Annotated in this window: 22 protein-coding genes; 16 read left to right on the top strand and 6 right to left on the bottom strand. The window is 54.6% G+C overall.

The annotated features are described in order from the left end of the window. Positions 1-10: 10 nt before the first annotated feature. Genes H5T64_05470 through H5T64_05460 form a run of 3 tightly spaced genes read left to right on the top strand, consistent with a single transcriptional unit; the run spans position 11 to position 3,409 of the window. On the top strand, positions 11-1,645 hold the full coding sequence (locus H5T64_05470; protein ID MBC7263794.1) for a CTP synthase: 1,635 nt from the start codon (positions 11-13) through the stop codon (positions 1,643-1,645). Between the two features lie 9 nt (positions 1,646-1,654). Continuing rightward, entirely contained in the window at positions 1,655-2,404 is a 750-nt protein-coding gene (locus H5T64_05465; protein ID MBC7263793.1) for a transaldolase family protein, read from the top strand. 54 nt (positions 2,405-2,458) lie between these two features. Then, positions 2,459-3,409: a hypothetical protein gene (locus tag H5T64_05460; protein ID MBC7263792.1), complete on the top strand. Its 951-nt coding sequence runs from the start codon at positions 2,459-2,461 to the stop codon at positions 3,407-3,409. Positions 3,410-3,449: 40 nt separating this feature from the next. Here H5T64_05460 and H5T64_05455 read toward each other — a convergent pair whose 3' ends face one another. Beyond that, positions 3,450-4,337 carry a hypothetical protein gene (locus H5T64_05455; protein ID MBC7263791.1) on the bottom strand — a complete coding sequence of 296 codons (888 nt, stop codon included), beginning with the start codon at positions 4,335-4,337 and terminating at the stop codon, positions 3,450-3,452. A 13-nt stretch (positions 4,338-4,350) separates the two neighbouring features. Further along, on the bottom strand, positions 4,351-5,652 hold the full coding sequence (locus H5T64_05450) for a DUF2088 domain-containing protein (GenBank protein MBC7263790.1): 1,302 nt from the start codon (positions 5,650-5,652) through the stop codon (positions 4,351-4,353). 147 nt (positions 5,653-5,799) lie between these two features. Between H5T64_05450 and H5T64_05445 the strand changes: the two genes are divergently transcribed. Beyond that, a complete protein-coding gene (locus H5T64_05445; GenBank protein MBC7263789.1) occupies positions 5,800-6,726 on the top strand; it encodes an AEC family transporter in 927 nt (308 codons plus the stop codon). Here H5T64_05445 and H5T64_05440 read toward each other — a convergent pair. Continuing rightward, positions 6,723-8,147, bottom strand: coding sequence for an FAD-binding oxidoreductase (locus H5T64_05440; GenBank protein ID MBC7263788.1), 1,425 nt, complete (start codon positions 8,145-8,147; stop codon positions 6,723-6,725). The genes H5T64_05445 and H5T64_05440 overlap by 4 nt on opposite strands. Positions 8,148-8,368: 221 nt before the next feature. Between H5T64_05440 and H5T64_05435 the strand changes: the two genes are divergently transcribed. From H5T64_05435 to H5T64_05425, 3 genes are read left to right on the top strand one after another with little or no spacing between them, the layout of a single operon-like run. Next, on the top strand, positions 8,369-10,426 hold the full coding sequence (locus H5T64_05435) for a putative cobaltochelatase (protein ID MBC7263787.1): 2,058 nt from the start codon (positions 8,369-8,371) through the stop codon (positions 10,424-10,426). After that, complete coding sequence (locus H5T64_05430) at positions 10,420-11,307, top strand: DMT family transporter (protein ID MBC7263786.1); 888 nt, start codon at positions 10,420-10,422, stop codon at positions 11,305-11,307. Before H5T64_05435 ends, H5T64_05430 begins: the two co-directional genes overlap by 7 nt. Continuing rightward, entirely contained in the window at positions 11,220-11,759 is a 540-nt protein-coding gene (locus H5T64_05425; protein MBC7263785.1) for a dTDP-4-dehydrorhamnose 3,5-epimerase family protein, read from the top strand. Before H5T64_05430 ends, H5T64_05425 begins: the two co-directional genes overlap by 88 nt. A 13-nt stretch (positions 11,760-11,772) precedes the next feature. Here the strand turns inward: H5T64_05425 and H5T64_05420 are convergent, their stop codons facing one another. Both H5T64_05420 and H5T64_05415 read right to left on the bottom strand, forming a co-directional pair. Then, the gene (locus tag H5T64_05420) at positions 11,773-14,139 is read right to left on the bottom strand and encodes a DNA internalization-related competence protein ComEC/Rec2 (GenBank protein ID MBC7263784.1); all 2,367 of its coding nucleotides are present in this window, start codon (positions 14,137-14,139) and stop codon (positions 11,773-11,775) included. Between the two features lie 22 nt (positions 14,140-14,161). Then, a complete protein-coding gene (locus H5T64_05415) occupies positions 14,162-14,923 on the bottom strand; it encodes a hypothetical protein (GenBank protein ID MBC7263783.1) in 762 nt (253 codons plus the stop codon). 101 nt (positions 14,924-15,024) lie between these two features. Here H5T64_05415 and H5T64_05410 point away from each other — a divergent pair, with 101 nt between their 5' ends. After that, a complete protein-coding gene (locus H5T64_05410) occupies positions 15,025-15,807 on the top strand; it encodes an N-acetylmuramoyl-L-alanine amidase (GenBank protein ID MBC7263782.1) in 783 nt (260 codons plus the stop codon). Positions 15,808-15,884: 77 nt separating this feature from the next. Here the strand turns inward: H5T64_05410 and rsmD are convergent, their stop codons facing one another. Next, positions 15,885-16,433 carry a 16S rRNA (guanine(966)-N(2))-methyltransferase RsmD gene (rsmD, locus tag H5T64_05405; GenBank protein ID MBC7263781.1) on the bottom strand — a complete coding sequence of 183 codons (549 nt, stop codon included), beginning with the start codon at positions 16,431-16,433 and terminating at the stop codon, positions 15,885-15,887. A gap of 138 nt (positions 16,434-16,571) precedes the next feature. Here rsmD and H5T64_05400 point away from each other — a divergent pair, with 138 nt between their 5' ends. The 8 genes from H5T64_05400 to H5T64_05365 all read left to right on the top strand — a co-directional run bounded on the left by H5T64_05400 (position 16,572) and on the right by H5T64_05365 (position 22,665). After that, positions 16,572-17,912, top strand: a complete 1,341-nt coding sequence (locus H5T64_05400) for an extracellular solute-binding protein (protein MBC7263780.1) — start codon at positions 16,572-16,574, stop codon at positions 17,910-17,912. Between the two features lie 106 nt (positions 17,913-18,018). Next, on the top strand, positions 18,019-18,246 hold the full coding sequence (locus tag H5T64_05395; protein MBC7263779.1) for a hypothetical protein: 228 nt from the start codon (positions 18,019-18,021) through the stop codon (positions 18,244-18,246). Positions 18,247-18,480: 234 nt separating this feature from the next. After that, positions 18,481-18,759 (top strand): metal-sensitive transcriptional regulator, encoded by a 279-nt coding sequence (locus tag H5T64_05390; protein MBC7263778.1) that lies wholly within the window; start codon positions 18,481-18,483, stop codon positions 18,757-18,759. Between the two features lie 33 nt (positions 18,760-18,792). Continuing rightward, the gene (locus tag H5T64_05385; protein MBC7263777.1) at positions 18,793-18,996 is read left to right on the top strand and encodes a heavy-metal-associated domain-containing protein; all 204 of its coding nucleotides are present in this window, start codon (positions 18,793-18,795) and stop codon (positions 18,994-18,996) included. Positions 18,997-19,023: 27 nt separating this feature from the next. Then, the gene (locus H5T64_05380) at positions 19,024-21,441 is read left to right on the top strand and encodes a copper-translocating P-type ATPase (GenBank protein MBC7263776.1); all 2,418 of its coding nucleotides are present in this window, start codon (positions 19,024-19,026) and stop codon (positions 21,439-21,441) included. Then, complete coding sequence (locus H5T64_05375) at positions 21,438-21,686, top strand: glutaredoxin family protein (protein ID MBC7263775.1); 249 nt, start codon at positions 21,438-21,440, stop codon at positions 21,684-21,686. The genes H5T64_05380 and H5T64_05375 overlap by 4 nt, the downstream gene beginning before the upstream one ends. Next, positions 21,683-22,111, top strand: coding sequence for a CoA-binding protein (locus H5T64_05370; GenBank protein MBC7263774.1), 429 nt, complete (start codon positions 21,683-21,685; stop codon positions 22,109-22,111). Before H5T64_05375 ends, H5T64_05370 begins: the two co-directional genes overlap by 4 nt. Positions 22,112-22,167: 56 nt before the next feature. Further along, complete coding sequence (locus tag H5T64_05365; protein MBC7263773.1) at positions 22,168-22,665, top strand: TlpA family protein disulfide reductase; 498 nt, start codon at positions 22,168-22,170, stop codon at positions 22,663-22,665. Positions 22,666-22,790 lie beyond the last annotated feature (125 nt).

The following is a 22,790-nucleotide window of genomic DNA, read 5'->3' as shown; positions in this document are numbered from 1 at the left end:
GGCGCTGGGTATGTCGAAATACATCTTCTGTACAGGCGGGGTGGTATCGTCAGTTGGAAAGGGGGTTACAGCAGCCTCTATCGGTCGCCTGATGAAGAGCCGCGGGGTTTCTGTCACCATCCAGAAACTTGACCCATACATAAATGTAGACCCCGGCACTCTAAGCCCTTATCAACACGGTGAGGTCTTTGTCCTTGACGATGGCAGTGAGACCGACCTTGACCTTGGTCACTATGAGCGTTTCATTGACGAGAATCTTACTGCGGCCAGTAATGTCACTACCGGGCAGGTGTATGCCGAGGTGATTGCCAAGGAGCGACGCGGCGACTACCTGGGCGGTACTATCCAGGTCATTCCCCACATTACCGATGAGATCAAGCGGCGCATCAAGCGCGTGAGTGTGGAAAGCGGCGCCGACGTGGTCATCGTCGAGGTTGGCGGCACCGTCGGCGATATCGAAGGCCAACCATTCTTGGAGGCCATCCGCCAGATGCGCAATGAAGTCGGCCGCGAGAGCGTGCTTTATATCCACATTACGCTGATACCTTACATTGCCGCCACTGGCGAACTCAAGAGCAAGCCCACCCAGCATTCCGTGATGCAATTACGCAGCATCGGCATCCAGCCAGATGTCATTGTAGCTCGCTCGGATTATCCAGTGAACGATAACCTCAAAGATAAAATCGCCCTTTTCTGCGATGTGGAGAAGCGAGCTGTGATCCCATTGTTGACTGTGGAGTCCATCTACGAAGTACCGCTCATCCTCGAGGATGCTGGGCTGGGACGTTACATCGCGGAGCGGTTAGATTTGCCCCTTGTTGCCGATTTGACTCGCTGGCGGCAGTTGGTGGCCGAAATCAAGAGCCCTAAGCCGAAAATTCGGGTTGCCATTGTCGGGAAATACGTGGATTTGTTAGATGCTTATATGAGCGTGCGCGAGTCCGTTCGCCATGCCGGGATTTATCATCACAGGGACGTGGAAATCGAGTGGGTGCGTGCTGAGGATCTGGAAGCAGGCAAGTCATTCGCACAATTGGAAAATGTAGCAGGCATCATCGTCCCCGGCGGCTTTGGCTACCGGGGCATTGAGGGAAAGATCGCAGCTGCCCGGTATGCGCGCGAACATCGTATCCCTTACTTAGGACTCTGTCTCGGCATGCAGGTGATGGTTATCGAACTGGCGCGTTATGCGGTGGGTAACAACAAGCCCAACAGCACCGAATTTGATCCCTCCACACCTTATCCGGTGATTGACCTCATGCCGGAACAGCGGACCGTTACCGATATGGGCGGCACCATGCGCCTGGGCTCTTATCCCTGTCACCTGGTGCCAGGAACAAAGGCTGCTGCTGCCTACGGTCAACCTGTCGTCCACGAACGCCATCGCCATCGCTTTGAACTGAACAACGACTATCGTTCGATGCTGGCTGAGGCGGGTATGGTTTTCAGCGGGCTCTCACCTGATGACAAACTGGTAGAGGTCGTAGAGATCCAGGACCACCCTTGGATGGTGGGGTGCCAATTCCACCCCGAATTCAAATCGCGGCCTGACCGCCCGCACCCGCTTTTTCGCGATTTTCTGGGGGCGGCAATTCAATACGAGGCTGCGCAAAAATGCGCTCAGTTGCAGAAAGCAACCGACTAGGAGGACAATATGGAAATCTTTTTGGATACTGCAAGTATCGAGGAGATTCGCGATGCTGCCAAATTGGGCATTGTCAGCGGCGTGACGACCAACCCCTCACTGATGATGCGCGCTGGGCGCGGTGATTACCAGAAGGTAACCCGTGAGATCTGCTACATTGTCCAGAATTGCATCAGCGCGGAAGTGACGAGCACCAGCGTCGAGGATATGATCGCTGAGGCTCGGGAGATTGCCACATGGTCACCTCATGTAGTGGTGAAAATCCCGCTCACAGAACAGGGGTTACAAGCCCTCAAGACCGTCCGGGATTGCGAGGTGGACTTAGACCGGCTGTGTCAGGGCTGTGAGTATCTGGGTAGGTGCGATACCCCGCTCGAAGAGGCGAAGGATTTGGCATCCACCTGGGGCATCCGTGTCAATGCCACGCTGGTTTTCTCTCCAAACCAGGCCCTCTTCGCTGCATTGGGTGGGGCTGCGTTTGTCTCGCCTTTCGTTGGCCGTTTGGACGACGCGGGCCACGATGGGATGCAAGTGGTGCGTGACATCGTGGACATCCTCGATTTTTACGGTTATGACACGCAAGTGATCGCTGCTAGCATTCGCCACCCATTGCACATAACCCAGGCAGCACTGGCTGGCGCGCATATCGCAACCGTGCCGTACAAAGTGCTTATGCAGGCCATCAGGCATCCGCTTACCGATGTAGGAGTAGAGCGATTCCTGGCCGATTGGGCGCAGATAAAAAAGCAGTCACAGTGACGCGGGTTTGAGCGTTTGAATGACGCAATAAACGATTCCAAAGGAGGAATAGCCATGAAATTAGAAGATGTTTCCACCGCTATGGAGCGGCATGGTATCCCTGGGCGCGATGCTTACGATCTACCTACCAGCACCAAGCGCTTCCCGGATGGGGCGTGGTATCGGATGGAGATTTCCGGTGTAGAACGGCCCCAGGTGCTGGAGGCATTGATTGATGAGGCGGAGAAGCGCAAGATGCCTATTCACCGCCTGATCTCCGTCGTGATGGGAGCCACTCTGCTCGATGATGCGGAATTGCGTGCCTTCGCCCAAATGGCTGCCGAAGCGAAAATGGAGGTGATCTTGACTCCTGGCCCTCGTTCGGCGTGGGACACGGGTCGCCAACTCGTGACCCCAGAGGGTGGACTTTCTGGCCTGCGCTACCGCGGCTCGGATCAACTGCGTTACGTTATCGCTGACATTATGCACTGTATCGAATTGGGGTTCCGTGGCTTCCTATGCATAGACGAGGGCCTGCTCTGGCTGCTCAACGAACTGAGGAAGGACGGTACGATCCCTCAGGATGTGACTTTCAAGGTGTCTATCTATGCTGGTCATGGCTCAGCCGCTGGTGGCAGATTGCTCCAGATGCTCGGTGCAGGTACGTTCAACCCTGTAGGTGATCTCTCACTACCACAAATGGCTTCCATTCGCCAGGCGGTGGATATCCCACTAGATCTGCACATCTATCTTGCGGAATCCTTTGGTGGATACAACCGCTTCTACGAGGCTCCAGAAATGGCTCGCGTATGTGCGCCGTGTTATTTCAAGATCGAGCCCGGCCCCGCGTGCGCTGCTGGCCCAGGGGCACTATACAAGCCGTGGACGAGCATTGATAGCCTATCGTTTTTGGTGCGGGAGAAAGTGAAGTATGCCCAGATTATCCACGAGTTGATCCAGGAAAATTTCCCTGAAGCCACGATGTCGGAACCCGGTGCGAAGGGCCTCGCTATCCCGAAACCTTAAAGTTGAGTTCCACATTGCGCATCCCGCTGTGTGCGGGGAGTTATGGGGCGAATTTAAGCGCTGCTACTATTCGGTCAAACATGGCTGCGTCGCCAGATAAGGCATATACATTGATTAGCCCCGTGTCGGTCTGGATAACAACGCCCTCGACACGGCCATAGGTCTCGAGGCGATAACGTATGGCCATCTGGCCGTCGATGAGGATTTGATCGGCACGTAGCGCATCTTTTCTCGTTGTGGTACGCCATTCATCCAATGTTTTTGGACCATCTGGACTCGGTCCATCTACGGTAACACAGAACGCGGTGGGGTCTGCCGCCCGCCTCCCGCTGTAGCGTAATACCAGAGGATTGAAGTTGCACACCCCATTGCCGCCTGGCCGATGAATAACTGTCCAATCAGGCGGGTAACGTAGGATTAGCCCTGCCACTGTGGGTAATTCGTTTGCCAGCGGGGTATCCTCATCAAAGGGTAGGGGGATGGGTTGCACCGTGCGCAAGTTCAATCGGCCCTGGCGCGTCTGGAAATCGAGGTCAATGTCGCCGCGCACACGAACAATGCGATCGGGATAAATGTTTAACTGCAGGGCAGCGATAGCCTCGCTTGCAGTTTCATCCGCAGGATCTACTGAGTAGAGCGTCCCTCCGATACCGTGCGCGTTCAGTTCGTCGGACCCGCCCAGAAAAATGAGCGCACTGTCATGTTGGTAAAGAATACCTACCATTTCGACATCGTTGTAGTGAGGTTGGATTTCGGCAGGCCAGGGGGTAGGAGTAATCGTTGCTGTGGGCAAAGGCACAGCAGTGAGAAGCACACCGATGTTGATGCTCGGTGTGGACGAAGGCAATGGCGCTGTTGGGGCAGTACATGCCATCATGGTAGCCATAAGAGCCAGAGTAATGAGAACACGAACAGACTTGATGTGCATAGTCTAGCCTCTTTCAGAAGCCGGTATGCCCTGGACCTGAGAGGAGCATTCCCTTTTCATCGAATGACAGTGGTTCGAGTTCGCTGATCTGTTCCATGTCGATTCGATCCCCTATCTGGGCCAGCAGGCTTTCCGAAACGTAGAAGTGCTCCAATTCCAGCGTATTCGCAACGCGCACCACACGGCTTTTCTGGGGGTCGACTGCGCCGATGGTGATAAGCGCGTACTCGATAGCCTCTCGGTCTGTCTCTGCGACGACGGGCAGATACCCACGCTCAGGACACATTGCCGTTACCGCGTTGATGTATGTGGAGTGGTAATCAATTTTATCCACCAAGCGGCGCGTAGTGAAATCTGCCAGTCCAATGCCTATGGCGTTTCCGTGTGTTGCGTCTGTCAAATCCCGCACGACGATGCGCCTGATGCGGGGTGCATCTGGTTCTGCACTGCCAGCCATGCGGATACGTCCGATGACCTTGGTATCCATCCCAGTGCCGCTGATCTCTTTGCCCATCTCATCCACAATCAAGATGTCCAACTCATCAAATGGCAGATGCCCCATCATCCGCCGCGCCTCCGGTAACAGTGTTTTCTCGGTCTCCTCGATCGCCGTGCTTGGGATGGCAACAACCTGCGCGAGTTGGTGGTAGGCGTTTTCTATCAGCGCTATACCGAACAGAATGCGGCATCTGCTAAGCACAACCCGTGCCACGGCAGGGATGGCTACGGCAAGGCCCAGGCGTATCCCATGCGAGTGCACATTCAACGCGCCAACGTATTTACCCAGCCCGATGGCCATCATTTTCATCAAACCACTCTCGATCTCTCCCACAAAGTCTGTATGTGGCTTAATGCGGTTGATCACTACGATGCCATCTGCCTGGGCTGCAGTGCGATCTATGAACACAGGGATCCCCTGAGGGGTCTCGCCGATGCACACAACGTCGAGCGATGAGATGATAGGGCAACCCACAGCGGCCTCTGTAATGCCGAGCGAGTGCAGGATCTCGGCCTGAACCCCCGCGACCGCGCCACCATGACAGCCCATTGCAGGGATAACGAAGGGCTCTGCTCCGTGTGCTTTGAGTTGCGAGATGGTGGTCGCCAAGACTGTGGCAATATTCGCAATGCCACGACTTCCCGCAGTTACTGCTACACGCATGCCTGGCTGGATGAGTTCATCGAGATGTAGACGGGCTAGTTGGTCTTTGACAACACCAGGCACATTTTCTATCCGATCGACGCTCAGGCGTTGTCGCACCAGGGCCATTCTGGGGAACCGCGAGGTGTGTTTCTCTTGATCGCCTTTATTCATGATGATCTTTGGTCTCCTATTTCTGATTGGTCGTGGGTAAAAAGACCTCTCAGATCTGGGATATTGTGGAATTGACGGCGGTCTATGCCCGTGCTATTATACTTGCCATCAGCGGGTTATAAAAGGATTTGCCAGGAATCTTCCTAAATGAATGCTTTGCCACTCACTGCGTTCCTAAGCACATTCACAGACTATATCTTGCCTACATACATTGTGATTGGATTTGGATTCGTGTTAGACCGTGTTCTGCCCTTGGAGGTGAAATCGCTCTCCAAACTTATCCTTTATGTAGTCAGTCCTTGTCTCGCATTCTCCACGATGCTGGAGTCCTCGCTCAGTGGCGCAGAGTTCATCCAGATAGCACTTTTTGTTCCCTTGATTACCATATGCATGTGGCTAATTTCGCGCTCTGCCTCTGTCATACTCCGCTTTGATGAAAGCCGCACTAATGCTTTTCTCTTAGGCACTCTGTTTTTGAATACGGGCAATTATGGTCTCTCTGTAGTAATGTCTGCTTTTGGCCAAGCGGCGTTTGAGCGGGCGCTGATTTTCTTCACCATAAGTTCATTATTGACGTACACGATCGGTGTGTACTTCGCCTCCAGGAGGAAAGCGAGCGCCTCCCAAGCGTTGCGTAACGTGTTCCTCTTTCCCTTGACCTATGCCATTGTGGCAGCCATATTATTTCGGGCGTTGGGTTGGACTGTACCACAACCTGGCTGGAGAGCCATCAAATTGGTGAGCACCTCTGCCATCCCTTTGATGCTCCTTCTGCTGGGTGCCCAACTCTCGCGGACTAGACTTTCCAATGAGTGGTGGATTGTGGGACTGGCAACCGTCTTGAAACTAATTGTTGAACCCCTGGTCGCCTTTCCGCTATCCCATCTCTTCAGAATGGATGATGTGACACGACAGGCATGTATCGCGGAGTCTGGGACGCCAACAGCCGTGATGACAGCAGTGTTAGCCGTGGAGTTTGATGCCCGACCAGAGTTTGTAACAAGTGTTATCTTGATTTCCACGTTGGTTAGTGGTTTGACGATGACCGTGTTATTGCGATTGTTGGGTGCTTAGTCTGGCAATGCAATGTCAGCTTGGTATATTTGCTCCCCATTGACAAGGGGAGGGAAAATCTTCCCAGGGTTCAGGATGCCGTTCGGGTCAATGAGTCGTTTGATATCCCGCATCAATTCTAGACTGGGACCATGTTCAAGCGGCATGAACTCGCGTTTGCCAATTCCCACCCCGTGCTCTCCGGTTGCTGTCCCACCTAATTGGATCGCGTAGCGGACCATGGCCGCGTTGAAAGCATCAACCTGGGCGCGCTCCTCTATATTGCCTTTCTGAGCCAGTATCTCCACATGCAGGTTGCCGTCGCCAGCGTGCCCGAATGTGGCTATCTGCACATTGTGCTGCTGGGCCAGTTGGTAAATGTGATCTACTGCCTCCGGATACCTGGAGATGGGGACTACGATATCCCCGATCTCAACCCTGAAATTGACATTAGAGAATTTCACTGCGTTATGGGCCTCGCTTCGTGCCTTCCACAGTCGGGCTCGCTCCTCTGGGTCCTCCGCCCTGATGAATGAGACACAACCGTTATCCATGCAGATTTCTCGTGCCAGTTCTGTTTCCTCGGCGACACCACCTGCTGTGCCATGGAATTCCAGGAATAACGTCGGCACCTCATCCAGGTTCATCTGGAGATAACTATTAATCGTGCGGATGATGACTGGGTCTAGCAATTCCATCGCTGCTGGTAGCAGACCATAGCGGATGATCTCGGAGACGGTGTTGGTCACTTGGCGGACTGTGGCAAAACGCCCCACTGCCGCAACGATCTTCTCTGGTAACCCGCGTAGGCGCAAGGTGATCTCTGTGATGATGCCCAATGTCCCTTCTGAACCGACGAAAAGCCGCACCAGGTTGTATCCACTGGCGCTCTTGACCGCATTGGAACCGACAGTGATGATTTTTCCTGTCGGCAACACTATTTGTAGGCGTAAGACATAATCACCCGTAACGCCGTACTTGACGCTGTGCATGCCGCTGGAACCGTTGGCGACCATACCGCCGATTGTGGCCACCTCCGCGCTCCCTGGGGCCGGTGGAAAAAAGAGGCTGTATGGACGCAGTTGTTCATTTAACGTTTGATAAACCACGCCAGGTTGGACACGTACACGCAAGTCTTCAGGCACTATTTCTAGGACCTTATTCCAATGGTACATAGCCAAAACAACGCCGCCAAATATGGGGATGGGGTTTCCCTCGAGGCTGGAACCGCCTCCTCGCGCTGTGACAGGGATTCGCCGGTGATTAGCATAGCGAAGTATTTCGCTGATTTGTTCGACATCCTGCGGCCAGACCACGACCTCCGGCCGGTGAGGTGGGTGGGCAGATTCATCGGACGCGTGAGCGTCCAAGTCAGCACCCCTTGTAGAGATTGCTTTCTCACCCACGATGGATTTCAGGAAAGTAATATCCGTTTCGTTCAATTTGACCCCCCTCGGGTTCGACATCCCCTGCTCACTGGCATTCACTGCATTTGAAGCCCAAAGTGATTCTGGATAGGCCTCCTTACGAATTGTAATCGAATCCCTTTGCAGGACAAGTCTTTTGTTTCTCAGCGCTTCAGCGGGATTGCTTGACGCTCCTTTGCTGCTGCGCTATACTTTGATTGCAGAACTTTGCTTGGGTAAGGTGTGGGCAGAAAACAATGACTATTGTATTCCCTTTCACGGCTATCGTCGGACAAGACAAAATGAAAAGGGCGTTGATTCTCAACGCCATTAGTCCAGGGATTGGCGGTGTTCTCATCCGCGGTGAGCGCGGCACTGCCAAGTCCACTGCCGCTCGTGCCCTGGCTGCTCTTTTGCCTGAGATCGAGGTTGTCGCCGACTGTCCGTTTAACTGCGATCCCGATAACTCACAGAATCAGTGTGACAATTGTCGTGCTCGCGTGACTGGTGGGGAGATATTGCCTCGTGTCCGTCGTCGTACGCGTTTCATTGACCTGCCAGTCAGCGCTACAGAGGATCGGGTGGTGGGCACTTTGGATATCGAGCGCGCCATTAAGAAGGGCGAACGGCACTTCGAGCCAGGCGTGCTGGCTGCTGCCAACCGGGGGCTACTCTACGTGGATGAGGTGAATTTGCTGGACGACCACGTGGTAGATCTCCTGCTTGACTCCGCTGCGATGGGTGTAAACGTGGTTGAGCGCGAAGGCATCTCTTTCAGCCACCCCGCCCATTTTATCTTGGTAGGTACAATGAACCCGGAAGAAGGGGAGTTACGGCCACAGCTGCTTGACCGCTTCGCTTTATGTGTGGAAATCCGAGGCATTCCAGAGCCAGATGCTCGCGTAGCCATCGTCCAACGGCGCGTGGCATATGAGTCTGATCCCATCGCCTTTTACGAAGCATGGCGGGCCGAAGAGGAGGCTCTTTCCCGGCAGATCGCTCGAGCCAAGCGCTCTCTGCCACAGGTTACTTACACGGAAGATGACATCTATGCTATCGCCAAGATCACTGCAGAATTTGGCGTGGATGGGCATCGTGCAGATATCGTGATTCTCAAGACGGCTCTGGCAAACGCTGCCTTTGAAGGCCGTGCTGTAGTCGAAGAGGCGGATATTCTCATCGCTGCCGGGTTGGCGCTACCCCATCGCCTTAAGAAGAAACCCTTCGACGAGGCAGGAGAACAACTGGATCGACTGGAGACCCGCCTAAGTGAAGTGCGCGCGAAGATGACTTCCGTTTCCACGCCCTCCTCGGCCTCGGAAAGCGAAGGAATATCACCTCCACCTAATGAGCCCGCACAAGCAGAGCCGCTTCCTCCCGGCACTCATAACACTCCCCTGCGGGGCCATCAAGCCGACGCACTGCCACTCTCTTACATCCGCCAACCGAATATGCCGGTTCCAGTAGGAGAGACTTTTCCTCCGCGCAGGTTAAGCACCCCTCTGGATCGGTTGACTCGCACCACATCCGGCAAGCGGAGTTTCACACGCACCCGCCGTAAACGTGGGCGATATGTGATCAGTCGTCCAGCCGATGGCACAAGCAATGACATAGCCTTCGATGCCACCCTGCGCCAGGCTGCTCCTCATCAGATGGAACGCAAACATACTGATACTGCATTGGCCATCGAAAGCCAGGATTTGCAATGCAAAGTGCGTGTGCGCCGCGCCTCTAATCTGATCTTATTCGTGGTGGATGCCAGTTGGTCTATGGCTGCTGCTGATCGCATGGTTGCTACCAAAGGAGCCATCATGTCGTTGCTTACGGATGCCTATCAGAAGCGTGACCGTGTAGGGATGATCACCTTTCAGAAAGAAGAGGCGCGTCTGATTTTACCACCCACTTCTAGTGTTGAACTGGCAAAACGGTTGCTGGTAGACATGGATGTGGGTGGAAAAACACCCCTCTCGGCAGGATTGTGGTTGGCGCATCAAGTTTTGGTTCGTGAACGACGAAAAGATCCAGAAGTGATGCCTCTGCTTATCCTGTTAACAGACGGGGCAGGTAACGTCTCCGTGACGGGGCTGCCGCCTCAGGAAGAGGCTCTGCGTGTGGCCAGCCTTATCAAACACGAGGGCTTTCGCGCTGTGGTTATCAACACTGAACACGAATCACTCGATCGGGGGCTGGCCCAGGCCCTGGCGGACCAGATGGGCGCACCATGTTACACTTTAAGTGAATTGAAGGCTCAGGAACTTTACCAAACGGTGCGCGACGAATTGCGCGCTGTTGCATACAAAGCGCAACTATGCTAATCTCACGTCGCCAATTGTGGGCCGATTTGGCTTTGCTGACCATCACATTGGTGTGGGGTAGCACTTTCGTTATGGTGAAAAATGCCGTAGCGAACTTCCCAGTCTTTCCGTTCCTGGCTCTACGCTTCCTGTTAGCCTCTGTTGTCTTGGCGGTCTTTTTCCATGGGCGGCTTTTAGCCCTAGGCAGGCGAGGCATGGCAGCCGGGGTGTTGATCGGGCTTTTTCTGTTCGCTGGTTATGCTTTTCAGACCTGGGGTCTACGTGATACGACGGCCTCCAAGGCTGGGTTTATCACTGGGCTCTCGGTGGTCATCGTCCCGGTGCTCTCAACACTCTGGCTGCGGCAAAAGCCAAGCCTGGGAGTGCTAGCCGGTGTTGCTTTGGCGACGATTGGGCTCGGGTTGCTCAGTCTAAACGAGAACTTATCTGTCTCACGTGGTGACCTGTTGGTGCTGGGCTGTGCCTTTTCTTTCGCCCTCCAAATAACTGCCGTGAGCGCATTTGTTCGGTGGGCCGATGCCCTTAGCCTAGCCATCGTACAACTGGTGACGGTGACTGTGCTGAGCGGGCTGGCCTCCTTGGTGACAGAACCGTTGCCGACTGTTTTTCCCCCCAGCGTGTTGGGCGCCGCAGCGTTCACCGGTGTATTGGCCACCGCTTTTGCCTTCAGTGTCCAAAATGTGGCGCAGACATTTACCACGGCTGTCCACACAGCGCTCATTTTCACCGCCGAACCGGTTTTCGCAGCGCTATTCGGCGTTTTGTTAGCCGGAGACGTACTAACCGCACGAGCATGGTGGGGTTGCGGACTGATATTAACAGGCATGATCGCTGCGGAGATCGGAGATCATCAGACTATCTACGAAAGGAGCACGAAGTGATTGAAGGAGTGAAAGTGCGTAAACTGCGCCTGATACCCGATGAGCGGGGTTTCTTGATGGAGTTGATGCGTAGCGACTGGGAGGAGTTTGAGAAGTTCGGGCAGGTCTACGTCACTGCTGTTTACCCTGGTGTGGTTAAGGCTTGGCATTACCACAAAGTGCAGACAGACCACTTCGTTTGTGTAGCAGGGATGGCCAAGGTGGTCCTTTATGATCGGCGAGAAGGTTCGCCTACTTATGGAGAGATCAATGAGTTCTTTATGGGGCCACTGAACCCCATCATGGTCAAAATACCAGCCGGGGTGATGCACGGGTTCAAGGGCGTTGGCGAGGGAATGGCCCTGATCGTAAATACCCCGACGGAATTATATAACTATGACGAACCTGATGAGTACCGCCTACCAGCGCACACGGACCAAATACCGTATGATTGGGCGCGAAAGGATGGGTGAATCGTAACTGGGATTATTTCTCCGTTCGTACGCGGTACTGTTTTCCATCGGAGATTATCTCCACAGTTCCTCTTTCGTCAGTACGCAGGATCTCTGATACCTGCTCCCGCAATCGCTGTAACGTTTCTGGCGATGGGTGGCCGAACGTGTTCTCCGCGCCCACGGAGATAACGGCCACTTCCGGATGCACTGCCTGTAGGAATGCTTCACTGGTTGCTGTGGCTGCACCATGGTGAGACACCTTAAGGATTAACGCGGACAATGCATCCGCATCCGTGAGTAATCGCCTCTCTGCTTCCTGTTCCACATCGGCTGAGAAAAGGAAAGTGGTCTGTCCGTAGGTCAGGCGCAAAACAACGGAGTTGTTGTTCTCGTCGGAGGATGTGCCCGTGATAATAGGTCGCTGGGGGTTTAGCACCTCGGCTGTCACTCCGTCGCCCAGGTCTATTGTCATTCCCCGTTCTGCCATCACGACTTGCGTTTGCTCCTTTGCTAACAGTTCCTGCCAACGCGCACTGGAGGGAGATTGGTGTGGCAATGGCGTATCCAAAACTGCTCCTACCTTGTAACGTTCCAGGATGGACACTAAGCCGGCCAAATGATCTTCGTCGGGGTGGGTGAGCACGAGGAGATCAATGTCCCGATCCCAAAAGGGTATGCGTTTACCCAGTCCCGCGAGCACCACCGAGGGGGCTGGACCGCCATCTATCATCATCTGCCGGCCCGTGGGCGTTTGTACGAAAATGGCGTCACCTTGCCCAACATCGAGGAAAACCACGTGTAGTTTGCCGTCCGGCAGTGAGAACACAGCCAACCAGGTGAGAATGAGTATGACCGCTAGACCAGTGAAGAGCATGCGCAGGCGAAAATTGCGCGTGAGAAAAACGCGCAGTGTGGGCAAATTCACCTTGTCATGTAGGGCGATGATGATCAGGAATGCGTAATAACCTGCGAGGAAAGCGGGGGGTATTTCGACTCCCTCTATGGCAGCGCCAGGAACCCGGGCAAACCAACCCACGATATGGGTGGTATAGGTGAGGAAAAGCCAGGCTACCCAGGCCAAGATCTGCCCTGCGGGAAGAAAAATCATTCCCAAGGGGGTGGCCGCGCCACCCCAGATCATAAGAATGGACTGAACAGGGAGAATGAGGGCATTTGTCAGGGGCGAAACGACCGAGAAATTGTGGAAATTGTGTACGATAATGGGCCAGGTCGTGATTTGAGCGGCGAAAGTAACAACAATGGCTTCATCAAAGAATCGCCCCAATGCCTTGAGCCATCCTTTGATTGGAAACCGGTCCAACACCCTGAGCATCGCGCTTTGCAGCGGGGAGTGGAATATCAAGATGCCAATTGTGGCAGCAAAAGAGAGTTGGAAACCCACGTCCCAAAGGTTATACGGATTCCAGAGGGTCATTAGAAATGCGGCTACTGCCAATGAAGTCAGCGCCTCCGTCCAGCGCCCCGTGTAAGCGGCTATGGCCACGAGAATAGCCATAATGGCTGCCCGTAAGACAGGAGGGTCTGCACCCACCAAGAAAGTGTACAAGGCGATTCCCATTACGGATATATGTGGCACGTAGCGCTGACCAATAGTATTGCGAGTGGCTAATGCCAGGAAGCCAGCGATTATGGTGAGGTTGAAGCCAGAAATAGCAATGATGTGAGAGGTACCAGTTGCACGGAAAGCATCTGCAACGCTTTTGGGGATGCCCTTATCCAGCCCGAGCAGGATACCGCTCAGAAGTGAGGCCTCCGGCTCCGGCAACATCAGGGCAATTGTTTCTCGAGCACGGTCCCGCAGACGGTAGATGGCGGCTACAAGTGGGTTGCCTTTGTCATGTCCAATCACAGACACTTGGGCGTACTGTACCAGTGAGTGAATGCCCTGATGGGCCAGGTAATCCTGGTAGGAAAAATCAGCAAAAACTGGTGGCGTCTCCAAAGTGCCGAAAACCTCTACCTCGTCACCGTAACGCACCGCCAGGAACCGTGAAGCCCTCACCAACGCATGACCCCGAACATCAAGCCACATATCGTTTATTTTCAGGCGGGAGGCAGATACACGCAGGTTCGTGTAGCGGTCACGCAAGTCAGGGTACGCGCAGACGACTCCACGCAAGGACACGCGACCAACATCGTTGTAGGTGGCGAGATCGCCGGGGCCGAAGTGGGGGACAGCGGTAGAGTAGCGTAATGCCCCTAGCAGTAGCGTTAGGGCGCAAAGAGACGAGAGTTGAAGGCGGGTGTGCCGCCGCAGGAACACGGTAACCAATAACACAAAGACGGCAATTGCTGCCAAGTATTGGGGCGGCAGGCATAGTCGTGAACCAATCCAGATACCGATAAGCCACGCGAGAGAGAGGTGCAATAGGGTCATTGTGGGCTTCTCACTTCTGTCTTTAAGGTCTCCGCAGAGCCCCGGCTATTATGCGATGCACTTTCGGGTCTGGCCAGTAGTTGTGGGCGCCCCACAGTATCCCTACATCCACTGGCCGATCTCGGACGGGGCAATCTCGGAAGGTGTGGGCGAGCGGCCCGGCAATTAGATCGGTGGGGTCGTAAAGATTCTGCCAGGCCCCAACATGCGCGATCTCACCGGCGTGGTGACTCCGGCGACGCAGCCGCACGAATTTCCCCAGCGGTGAGCCGGTGGTGAACCAGGTGGCTATCTTGAATTCATCGCCCCGTTGCCGCAACAAATCGAAACAGATAACCGTTCCCAAACTGTGGCTGATTAGTACAATGTCACCCCGGGGGGCGGTTTGCAGTGCTGTAAGGAGTCTGCCGCGTACGCAGGCTCGGACTGCGGGACAGAACTCGTAGTTCATAAGATCTCGTGTTGCTTGCCAAATACCACGCAACGTTTGCCTCAGAAGCCGCAGACCATCGAATACCCCTTGTTCTCGAACAAGTCGCCTCGTGAGGCGAGGCACACCGCGGAGCAATTCCAGTTGTAGTTGGCGCTCAGCGCGGGTCTTCTCACGTGCCTTCTGCGTTGTCAGGCTTGCCAATCGGTCAGGGCTCATGCATTCTGGGCTGTAGCGCACCGCTCGATAAGGCCAGGATGTACGGGTTAATTGCTCCAAGGCGACCAATAATTGCTCGTAGTAATTAGGAGATGTTATGCCTGCACCGTGTACGAAAACGAGGACTTTGCTCATCCGCACACCTTTTGCTCTTTCACGGGTAAGTTGACCACATATAGCAGTTGAGGTATGATTGGTTTAATAAGAGAAATGCTGCGAGAAGGAAGAAGAGCGTAATGTCGCCACAAAGCCCGAAAGGTACATTGCGCCGCCACACCTTGGCGCAAGTGCTCGGGCTTCTGCGCCTGAGCGTACTGGGTCTTGCGTTGCTCATTGTGGGACTGCTCGCCCTCTCTCGGAGCGGCGTGGTTAAGACAGCAACTAACAGCAGTACCCAGAACCCTCTTCTCACCGCATCCAGTACACCCCGACCGGTTGCCTCGGGTCCGACACCACGACCCTCCCCGATGGCTATCCCCACCCACAGTGGGCCGCGCATTGGCATCGTTGCTGGACACTGGCAGTATGACTCTGGGGCTGTATGCCCGGACGGATTGCGGGAGGTGGATATCAATTTGGCTGTAGCCCGCCGCGTGGTCGCCATCCTCCAAGCCCACGGTTACGACGTGGATCTGCTGGCTGAGTTCGATGAGGCTATTCAAGGTTATAGGGCCGATGCCTTTGTTGCCATCCATAGTGATTCGTGCGAGTGGTGGGGCGTATCAGGTTTTAAAGTAGCCCGTGTATCCAATAGCGCTGTTCCCGAAGCCGAAGATCGTCTGGTAGAGTGCCTGTGGCGCAAGTATGAGCGAGCCACTGGGCTGGCCCGGCATGAGAACAGCATCACTCCTGATATGCAGTGGTATCATGCCTTCCGCAAGATTGACCCTGAGACGCCGGGAGCGATCATCGAACTGGGATTTATGAGCGAGGACCGGGACATGCTCCTCAACCATCAGGATGCATTGGCTCAGGGAGTGGCTCAGGGCATTCTCTGTTTCCTGGGTGGTGGGACGTAAAATGTAAATTCCTCCGCGTCGTGGAAGCCAAGACATGCTTACCGCAATCTTCTTCTAAAGAGTATAACGTGATGTACTCAGGTTGACAAGGTGTAAAAGCACAGGAGTGTGCTGCCGTATCGGCGTTGGTCACTCAGGACTAGCGCATGCAGATTCAAAGCCTCGTATTCTTTGGGGTAGATTTGCACAATCGCCCAGCCGGTGGGAGCCAGCCAATCTCTATTATCTAGCGCCATGAGTGTTTGGGTCCACAAACCACGGTATTGAGGCGGGGCGATGTAGATAAAATCAAAAGGCTCATCACAGGGGTCAGATAGGTAATCGAACACATCGCGGCGTATGAGACGTCCTTTCTGTTCGAGGTGGGTGGCTCTCAGGTTGCGTTGGATGGTTTTGATAGCCCGTTTGTCGCGCTCCACAAAGACTGCCAGGGCTGCCCCCCGGCTTAGTGCTTCGATGCCGACGCTCCCTGTCCCTGCAAACAGGTCCAGGAAACGTGCTCCTTGCACTGCCACCCCCAGGATATTGAAGAGGGCCTCTTTCACCCGGTCGGTGATGGGTCGTGTAGTGAGACCGGGCACAGAATACAGGCGTGTACCTTTCGCTGTTCCACCGATGATGCGCATAGGATCCCCTATTGGAGACGATTATAGTGTTAAGGAGCCGTATATGCAACCGTCACGCTCTAGGCGGAAAGGCCCCTGTCGCGCAAGTGGTTCTCAGTGCACTTGTGTTATAATATGCACATCCGTTGGGAGTACAAAATGCGTCATTCGGATATCACATCGACCAACAGGCCACAACATCGCATGGCCGTGCTATTCTTGTGGGTGGCTCTCACGCTCGCCATCGGCTGCCGCGCGCTACTCCCCTCAGAGGGGCCTATGACCCCTACCATCAAGCCAACCCCGTCACCATCGCCGATTCTAACGCCCTCGCCCACTCCAATGCGATCACCACGGGACCAGGGAGTCACTCTGACTGTTTGGTTGCCTGATTTCACATCACCGGTCGCACCAGGGCTTGCGGGAGAGATTGTAACCGCCCAACTGAATGCTTTTGCCGTTCAACACCCAACAGTGGATCTCGAGTATCTCGTGAAGAAGCCCTATGGCGTGGGCGGCATTCAGGATTTCCTGCTCACTGCACAAGCCGTCGTGCCTGAAGCCTTGCCAGACTTGGTGGCTGTGGATTGGCGAGAGATCTTTCCATTAGCACAGAAGGGTCTATTGCAGCCCCTGGATAACTTGATTTCCGCGGACCTACTGGACGACCTCTATCCGTTCGCACTCGAGGCCGGGAAAATAGGTGAGTACCTGGTGGCTTTGCCCTACGAATGTGATCTCACCTTCCTGGCCTACAACGCAACTCAAATGCCACGGCCCCCGCAGACCTGGACCAACGTGATTAGCCATGCGGCAACTTACCTGTTTCCTGCTGGCCCAGGTGATGGGGCAGTAACCGAGGCGCTATTGATCCAATATTTCGCCATCACAGACACGCTGACGAGCGCAAATGGCGCTCTGACTCCAGACCCTAGCACATTGACGGAGGTTTTTCAATATTACCATAACCTCGTCGCCCTGGGAATCGCGCCTGCCTCTGTTCTCGAGATGGTATCAGCCGATGACTGCTGGCCGGTCTACGAGGCTGGGAAAGCAGCACTAACCCATGTGCGGGCGTCGCGCATCGCTGCTGATCGGGATGTGCCCCAGAACACGGAGTACGCGCCAATACCCACTCGCGCCGGCAATACAGCGACGGTTGCTTGGGGGTGGGGGTGGGCGATCGTGACGCAGGATCCAGAGCGACAGAAAATTGCAGCGGCGTTCATCGAGCACATGATGCACCCGGAGAATTTGTCGCGCTGGTGTGCAGCAGCATACTACCTCCCCACGCGGCGCTCGTCACTACTACAGACCGTGGCGGATACTGACTACGCAGTTTTTCTTCAGAGGTTGCTGGAAGTTGCCTATCCGGCACCCATACATCCAGAGTATCCAACCCTTTCGCACGCATTACAAATAGTTCTACACGACGTCCTGACGGGTAAAGCCGCGCCCGAGGAGGCGACAGCGATGGTGTTGAAGGCGTTGGAAAGGTGAGCGTTCTAGATAAAATCTCTCTACTCCGGGGAACGGGATCTGACATAGGGATTTGCATTGCCATACTTAAAGGTGGAAAATAGGGCCGCAGTGCACTTGTGACCTCGTGTCAAGACGAAAACGAGAACAGGGACAAAAGCCCGAGGAGATCAGGGCAGAGATTAAACGGCAATTGCACAGTGCAACCGTCTTTCTACGCATCGGGCTGGCCCGTGGTTGGGAGAAGTTCCCCAACCGCTGCTATTTGCAGATCACCGGCGTGCATACCTTCCCGGATTATCTAGAAGGGCGCTCCTTCACAGATTTTACCCCGCGGCAGGAAGTGTTGAGGTAGTCCATCTCGGTTTATAACATATATTCTCTAAGCGTCATATCAGTCGCGGGATGGTGCTCCTCCGGTAAAGTTGCTGTCACGACTGTTTTGACCAGAGGAGCACTCCCTTTGTCAAAATCACTTTTACATCTGGTAAGAATCTATTGGCGCAGTACGCGTTGCCTTTGACAAAAATGGCCAAATATGCTATACTATTTCCGGATTACCCCCTCCCTGGGGGGTGGGGATAGGCTGATGAAAGACGAAACGAAACAAGAGGCGCTGCGCCGACTCAAGAGCATCGAGGGCCACATCCGCGGTATAGAGCGTATGGTCGAAGAGGATGCCTATTGCGTGGACATTATCAAACAGGGGCTGGCTGTACAGGCAGCAATGGGCAAAGTCAACGCCCTGATCCTAGAAAGCCACCTCGGCACCTGCGTTACGACAGCCATCCGCAGTGATGACACGGCCGAACGCGAGCGGGTGATCAGAGAGTTGCTTGACGTGTTCGAGACCTCACGTAGACTCTGAGCGTGGCATCGGCGCCAAAGGAGAAAAAGAGAAATGACTAAGAGGTTCCACGTTCCCAACATTTCTTGCAACCATTGTGTAATGACGATCACCCGGGAACTGGACAGGGTACCGGGTGTGAAGGTAGTGCAGGGCGACGTAGCAACCAAAACCATCGTTGTCGAGTACGAATCTGACGCGGCTCTGGCCGCTGCGAAACGAAAGTTGGAAGAAATTGGCTATCCGGCGACGGAATAAAATCCGCGTCCGCAAAAGCGAGATGTTATGACAATTCGAACAGTAACACTGCCTATTCTGGGTATGACTTGCGCCAATTGCGCAATCAACAACGAGCGAGCGCTCAAGAAAGTGCCGGGGGTTTCCGACGCTAGTGTGAACTTCGCCTCGGAGCGGGCCACAGTGACCTATGACCCGACGGTGAGTGATGTGAAGGCACTCATCGCTGCGGTTGAGGACGCCGGCTACCGCGTGGCAGTAGAAAGAGCGGAACTGCCAATCAGTGGCATGGATTGTGCAAGTTGTGCTCTTAGCATCGAGCGTTCGTTAGAAAAAGTGGATGGCGTGATCGAGGCAGTGGTGAATTTCGCAACCGAAAAGGCCTCGGTCGCGTATCTACCAACGATGGCTCGCCGCTCAGATCTGGTGCGCGCGGTGGCCGCCGCTGGTTACCAAGTCATAGAGGGCGGCGAGGAAGTTGCAGAAGATGCGGAACGCGCCGCTCGCCAGGGCGAGATACGCACCCAACGCACCAAACTGATCTGGGGGGCTGCTCTCAGTGGCATCATCGTGGCTCTGACTATGGGCGTGGACTTCGGCCTGCTTCCCGATTTTTCGGGCCGCAAGTTTCTGCTACTAGCGCTCACCACGCCAGTACAATTCCTCATTGGTAGGCAATTCTATGTTGGCGCCTATAAAGCACTGCGCAGCGGGACGGCCAACATGGACGTGCTCATCGCCCTGGGCACCTCAGCGGCCTATTTCTACAGTGCCGCCACCACATTTCTGGTCGAGGGACCGGTTTATTATGACACGGCGGCGGTGATCATCACCCTCATCATCCTGGGCAAGTATTTGGAGGCAATAGCCAAAGGTCGCACATCCGAAGCCATTCGCAAACTAATGGGCTTGGCTCCCAAGACGGCGCACATCATTCACAATGGGGAAGAGGTGGAGGTCCCACTGGATGAGGTTGTAGTGGGCGACGTTGTGGTAGTCCGCCCGGGCGAAAAAATCCCAGTAGACGGCGTGGTATTGGAGGGGCACTCTACCGTAGATGAATCCATGCTCACTGGCGAGAGTCTCCCAGTGAACAAAAAACCGGGTGACAAAGTTATCGGTGCGACGGTGAATAAGCAAGGCCTCCTCAAATTCAAGGCTACCGCCGTTGGCGCGGGGACGACCTTGGCGCAAATTATCCGCCTGGTAGAGCAAGCGCAAGGGTCGAAAGCACCTATCCAGCGCTATGCTGATCGTATTTCGGCGGTCTTCGTGCCAGTCGTGATCATCATCGCCGTCCTGACGTTCTTGGGGTGGTATATTGTAGGCGGGGCCGGTTTCACCCACTCTTTGTTGAATATGGTCGCGGTGCTAGTCATTGCCTGCCCGTGTGCACTGGGGTTGGCTACGCCTACGGCTATCATGGTCGGCACTGGCAAGGGCGCAGAGATGGGTATCCTCGTGAAAAATAGTGAAAGCCTGGAGCGAACTGGCGATGTTGAGGTAGTGGTGCTGGATAAGACCGGCACCATCACCCGCGGTGAACCGGCAGTGACTGACGTGGTCGTGGTCGCAGGAACACCAGGGCGTAACGAGTTACTACGGTACGCCGCTTCTGCTGAGCAGGGTTCCGAGCATCCACTGGGCCAGGCCATCGTCGAGGCAGCCCGCAAGGAGGGCATAGAACTGGCTCCAATTGATGACTTTGAGGCCATTGCCGGACGTGGCATTCGAGCCACGGTAGACGGCCATCGTGTGCTCATAGGTAGTCTACCACTCATGGAGGAGCAAGGCATCGCTGTGGTAGAACTAGAAGCCGAGGTAAAGCGACTGCAGGACGATGGCAAGACCACCAGCGTAGTGGCGGTAGATGGTGTCCCATTGGGCATCATCGGCATCGCCGACGTCATTAAGCCCGGTTCTGTGGAGGCCATTAAGGCACTCCAGGCAATGGGTCTGGAGGTGGTGATGCTGACCGGCGATAACGAACGCACAGCCCGAGCCATCGCTTCGCAAGTCGGTGTCGAACATGTGCTGGCTGAAGTGCTGCCCCAGACTAAAATCGCGCAGATAAAGGCAATTCAAGATCAGGGTAAAGTGGTGGCGATGGTAGGTGATGGCATCAACGACGCGCCTGCACTGACCCAGGCTGACGTGGGCATCGCCATCGGAACGGGCACAGATATCGCTATGGAGGCAGCGGACATCACCTTGATGAGCGGCGATCTCATCGGCGTCTCCCGGGCCATCGCTTTATCCAAAGGCACGATGCGCACCATCAAACAGAACTACTTTTGGGCGTTTTTCTATAATATGATCGGTATTCCCATTGCTGCCTTGGGGTTTCTGAACCCTATGATCGCCGCGGCGGCCATGGCTTTCAGTTCGATTTTTGTGGTCACCAACTCGCTGCGATTGCGCGGCTTTGCTTTGCCAGGAATGCCGACGAAGGATACAAGAACATGAAAACCCAAATTGAGATCTTCACCCAACCCACTTGTGTGGACTGTCAAACAGCGAAAGCATATTTCCAACAGCGCGGAATCGAGTATGTGGAGCACAATATTGAGGATCCGGAATCCTTTCACGAACTCCACACACGGGTTAACCGCGTGGCTACACCTACTATATTCATCGCTGACCGAGTGTTCTTCGGCTTCGCCAACAACCGCGAGGAAATTGAGATAGCGTTGACCGAGATGATGAAATGAACAGCGCGGCGGACATCGAGCGTATCATCAGGGAAAGCCATACCATCGCTATAGTCGGACTATCTGATAATCCGGGGCGGCATAGTCACCAAGTGGCGCAGTATCTCCAGCGCCATGGTTATCGGGTTATACCTGTCAATCCTACAGTGGCTGAAGTTCTCGGACAGAAATGCTACCCAGACTTACTCTCCATACCAGAACAAGTTGACGTGGTAGACATCTTCCGTCGATCAGAACACGTACCGCCTGTTGTCGAAGAGGCCATCCAAATTGGTGCGAAGGCTATTTGGATGCAGCTGGGCGTAGTTCACGAGGGAGCGGCAGCTAAGGCGCGTGCTGCCGGACTCATGGTAGTGATGGATCGCTGCATGAAGATAGAGCACGAACGCCTGATCCGCGAAGGGATAACAACAAAGAAACGATAATGGGCAAGGAGGAGTCATTGGGGACATCGCGATGGATCCTTGGTAAGAGCGTTATCTTGACGATATCTATTTTGCTCGTCGTCTCGCTCGCAGTGGCAGGTTGTCAATCATCACCGCAGTCGAATGAGCCCGGTCCTACAGGAAGCGCACCCGATTTCGTGCTTACGGATCTGGATAACCATCCGGTGCGACTCAGCGATCTGCGGGGCCATGCCGTGCTGCTCAATTTTTGGGCCACTTGGTGCTCGCCTTGCCGTGCCGAGATGCCAGACCTTCAGGCCATCCATGAGGAATACGGAGATGATGGTTTGGTGATTTTAGCGGCGAATATCAACGAACCCAAGGAAGGCGTACAAGAATTCGTGACCCATTATAGCCTGACTTTTCGCATCCTGCTGGATTCGAGCGGTCAGGTGGCTAGATTGTACCAGGTGCGAGGTATCCCAACCACGTTCTTCATTGACCGTGATGGCATAATCCGCGATCGGGTAGTCGGCGGGCCGATGAGACGAGAGTACATCGCTAGTAAAGTGCGCCCGCTCTTGAACCAGTAACCAGGCAGAACGTTCGGGTTCCTGCTGAGCGCCGAACAACTCGCTCTCTTTTGGTCTGAGTACCCTGTTAGGAGCACTTCCTGCATATCACCTGATGTCTTTGACACCTGTCGCTTCGGACGGTA

This window comes from Chloroflexota bacterium, assembly GCA_014360825.1.
GTDB lineage: Bacteria > Chloroflexota > Anaerolineae > UBA2200 > JACIWT01 > JACIWT01.
The sequence above is the reverse complement of the archived record's forward strand: the minus strand, read 5'-3'. Positions and strand labels throughout refer to the sequence as shown.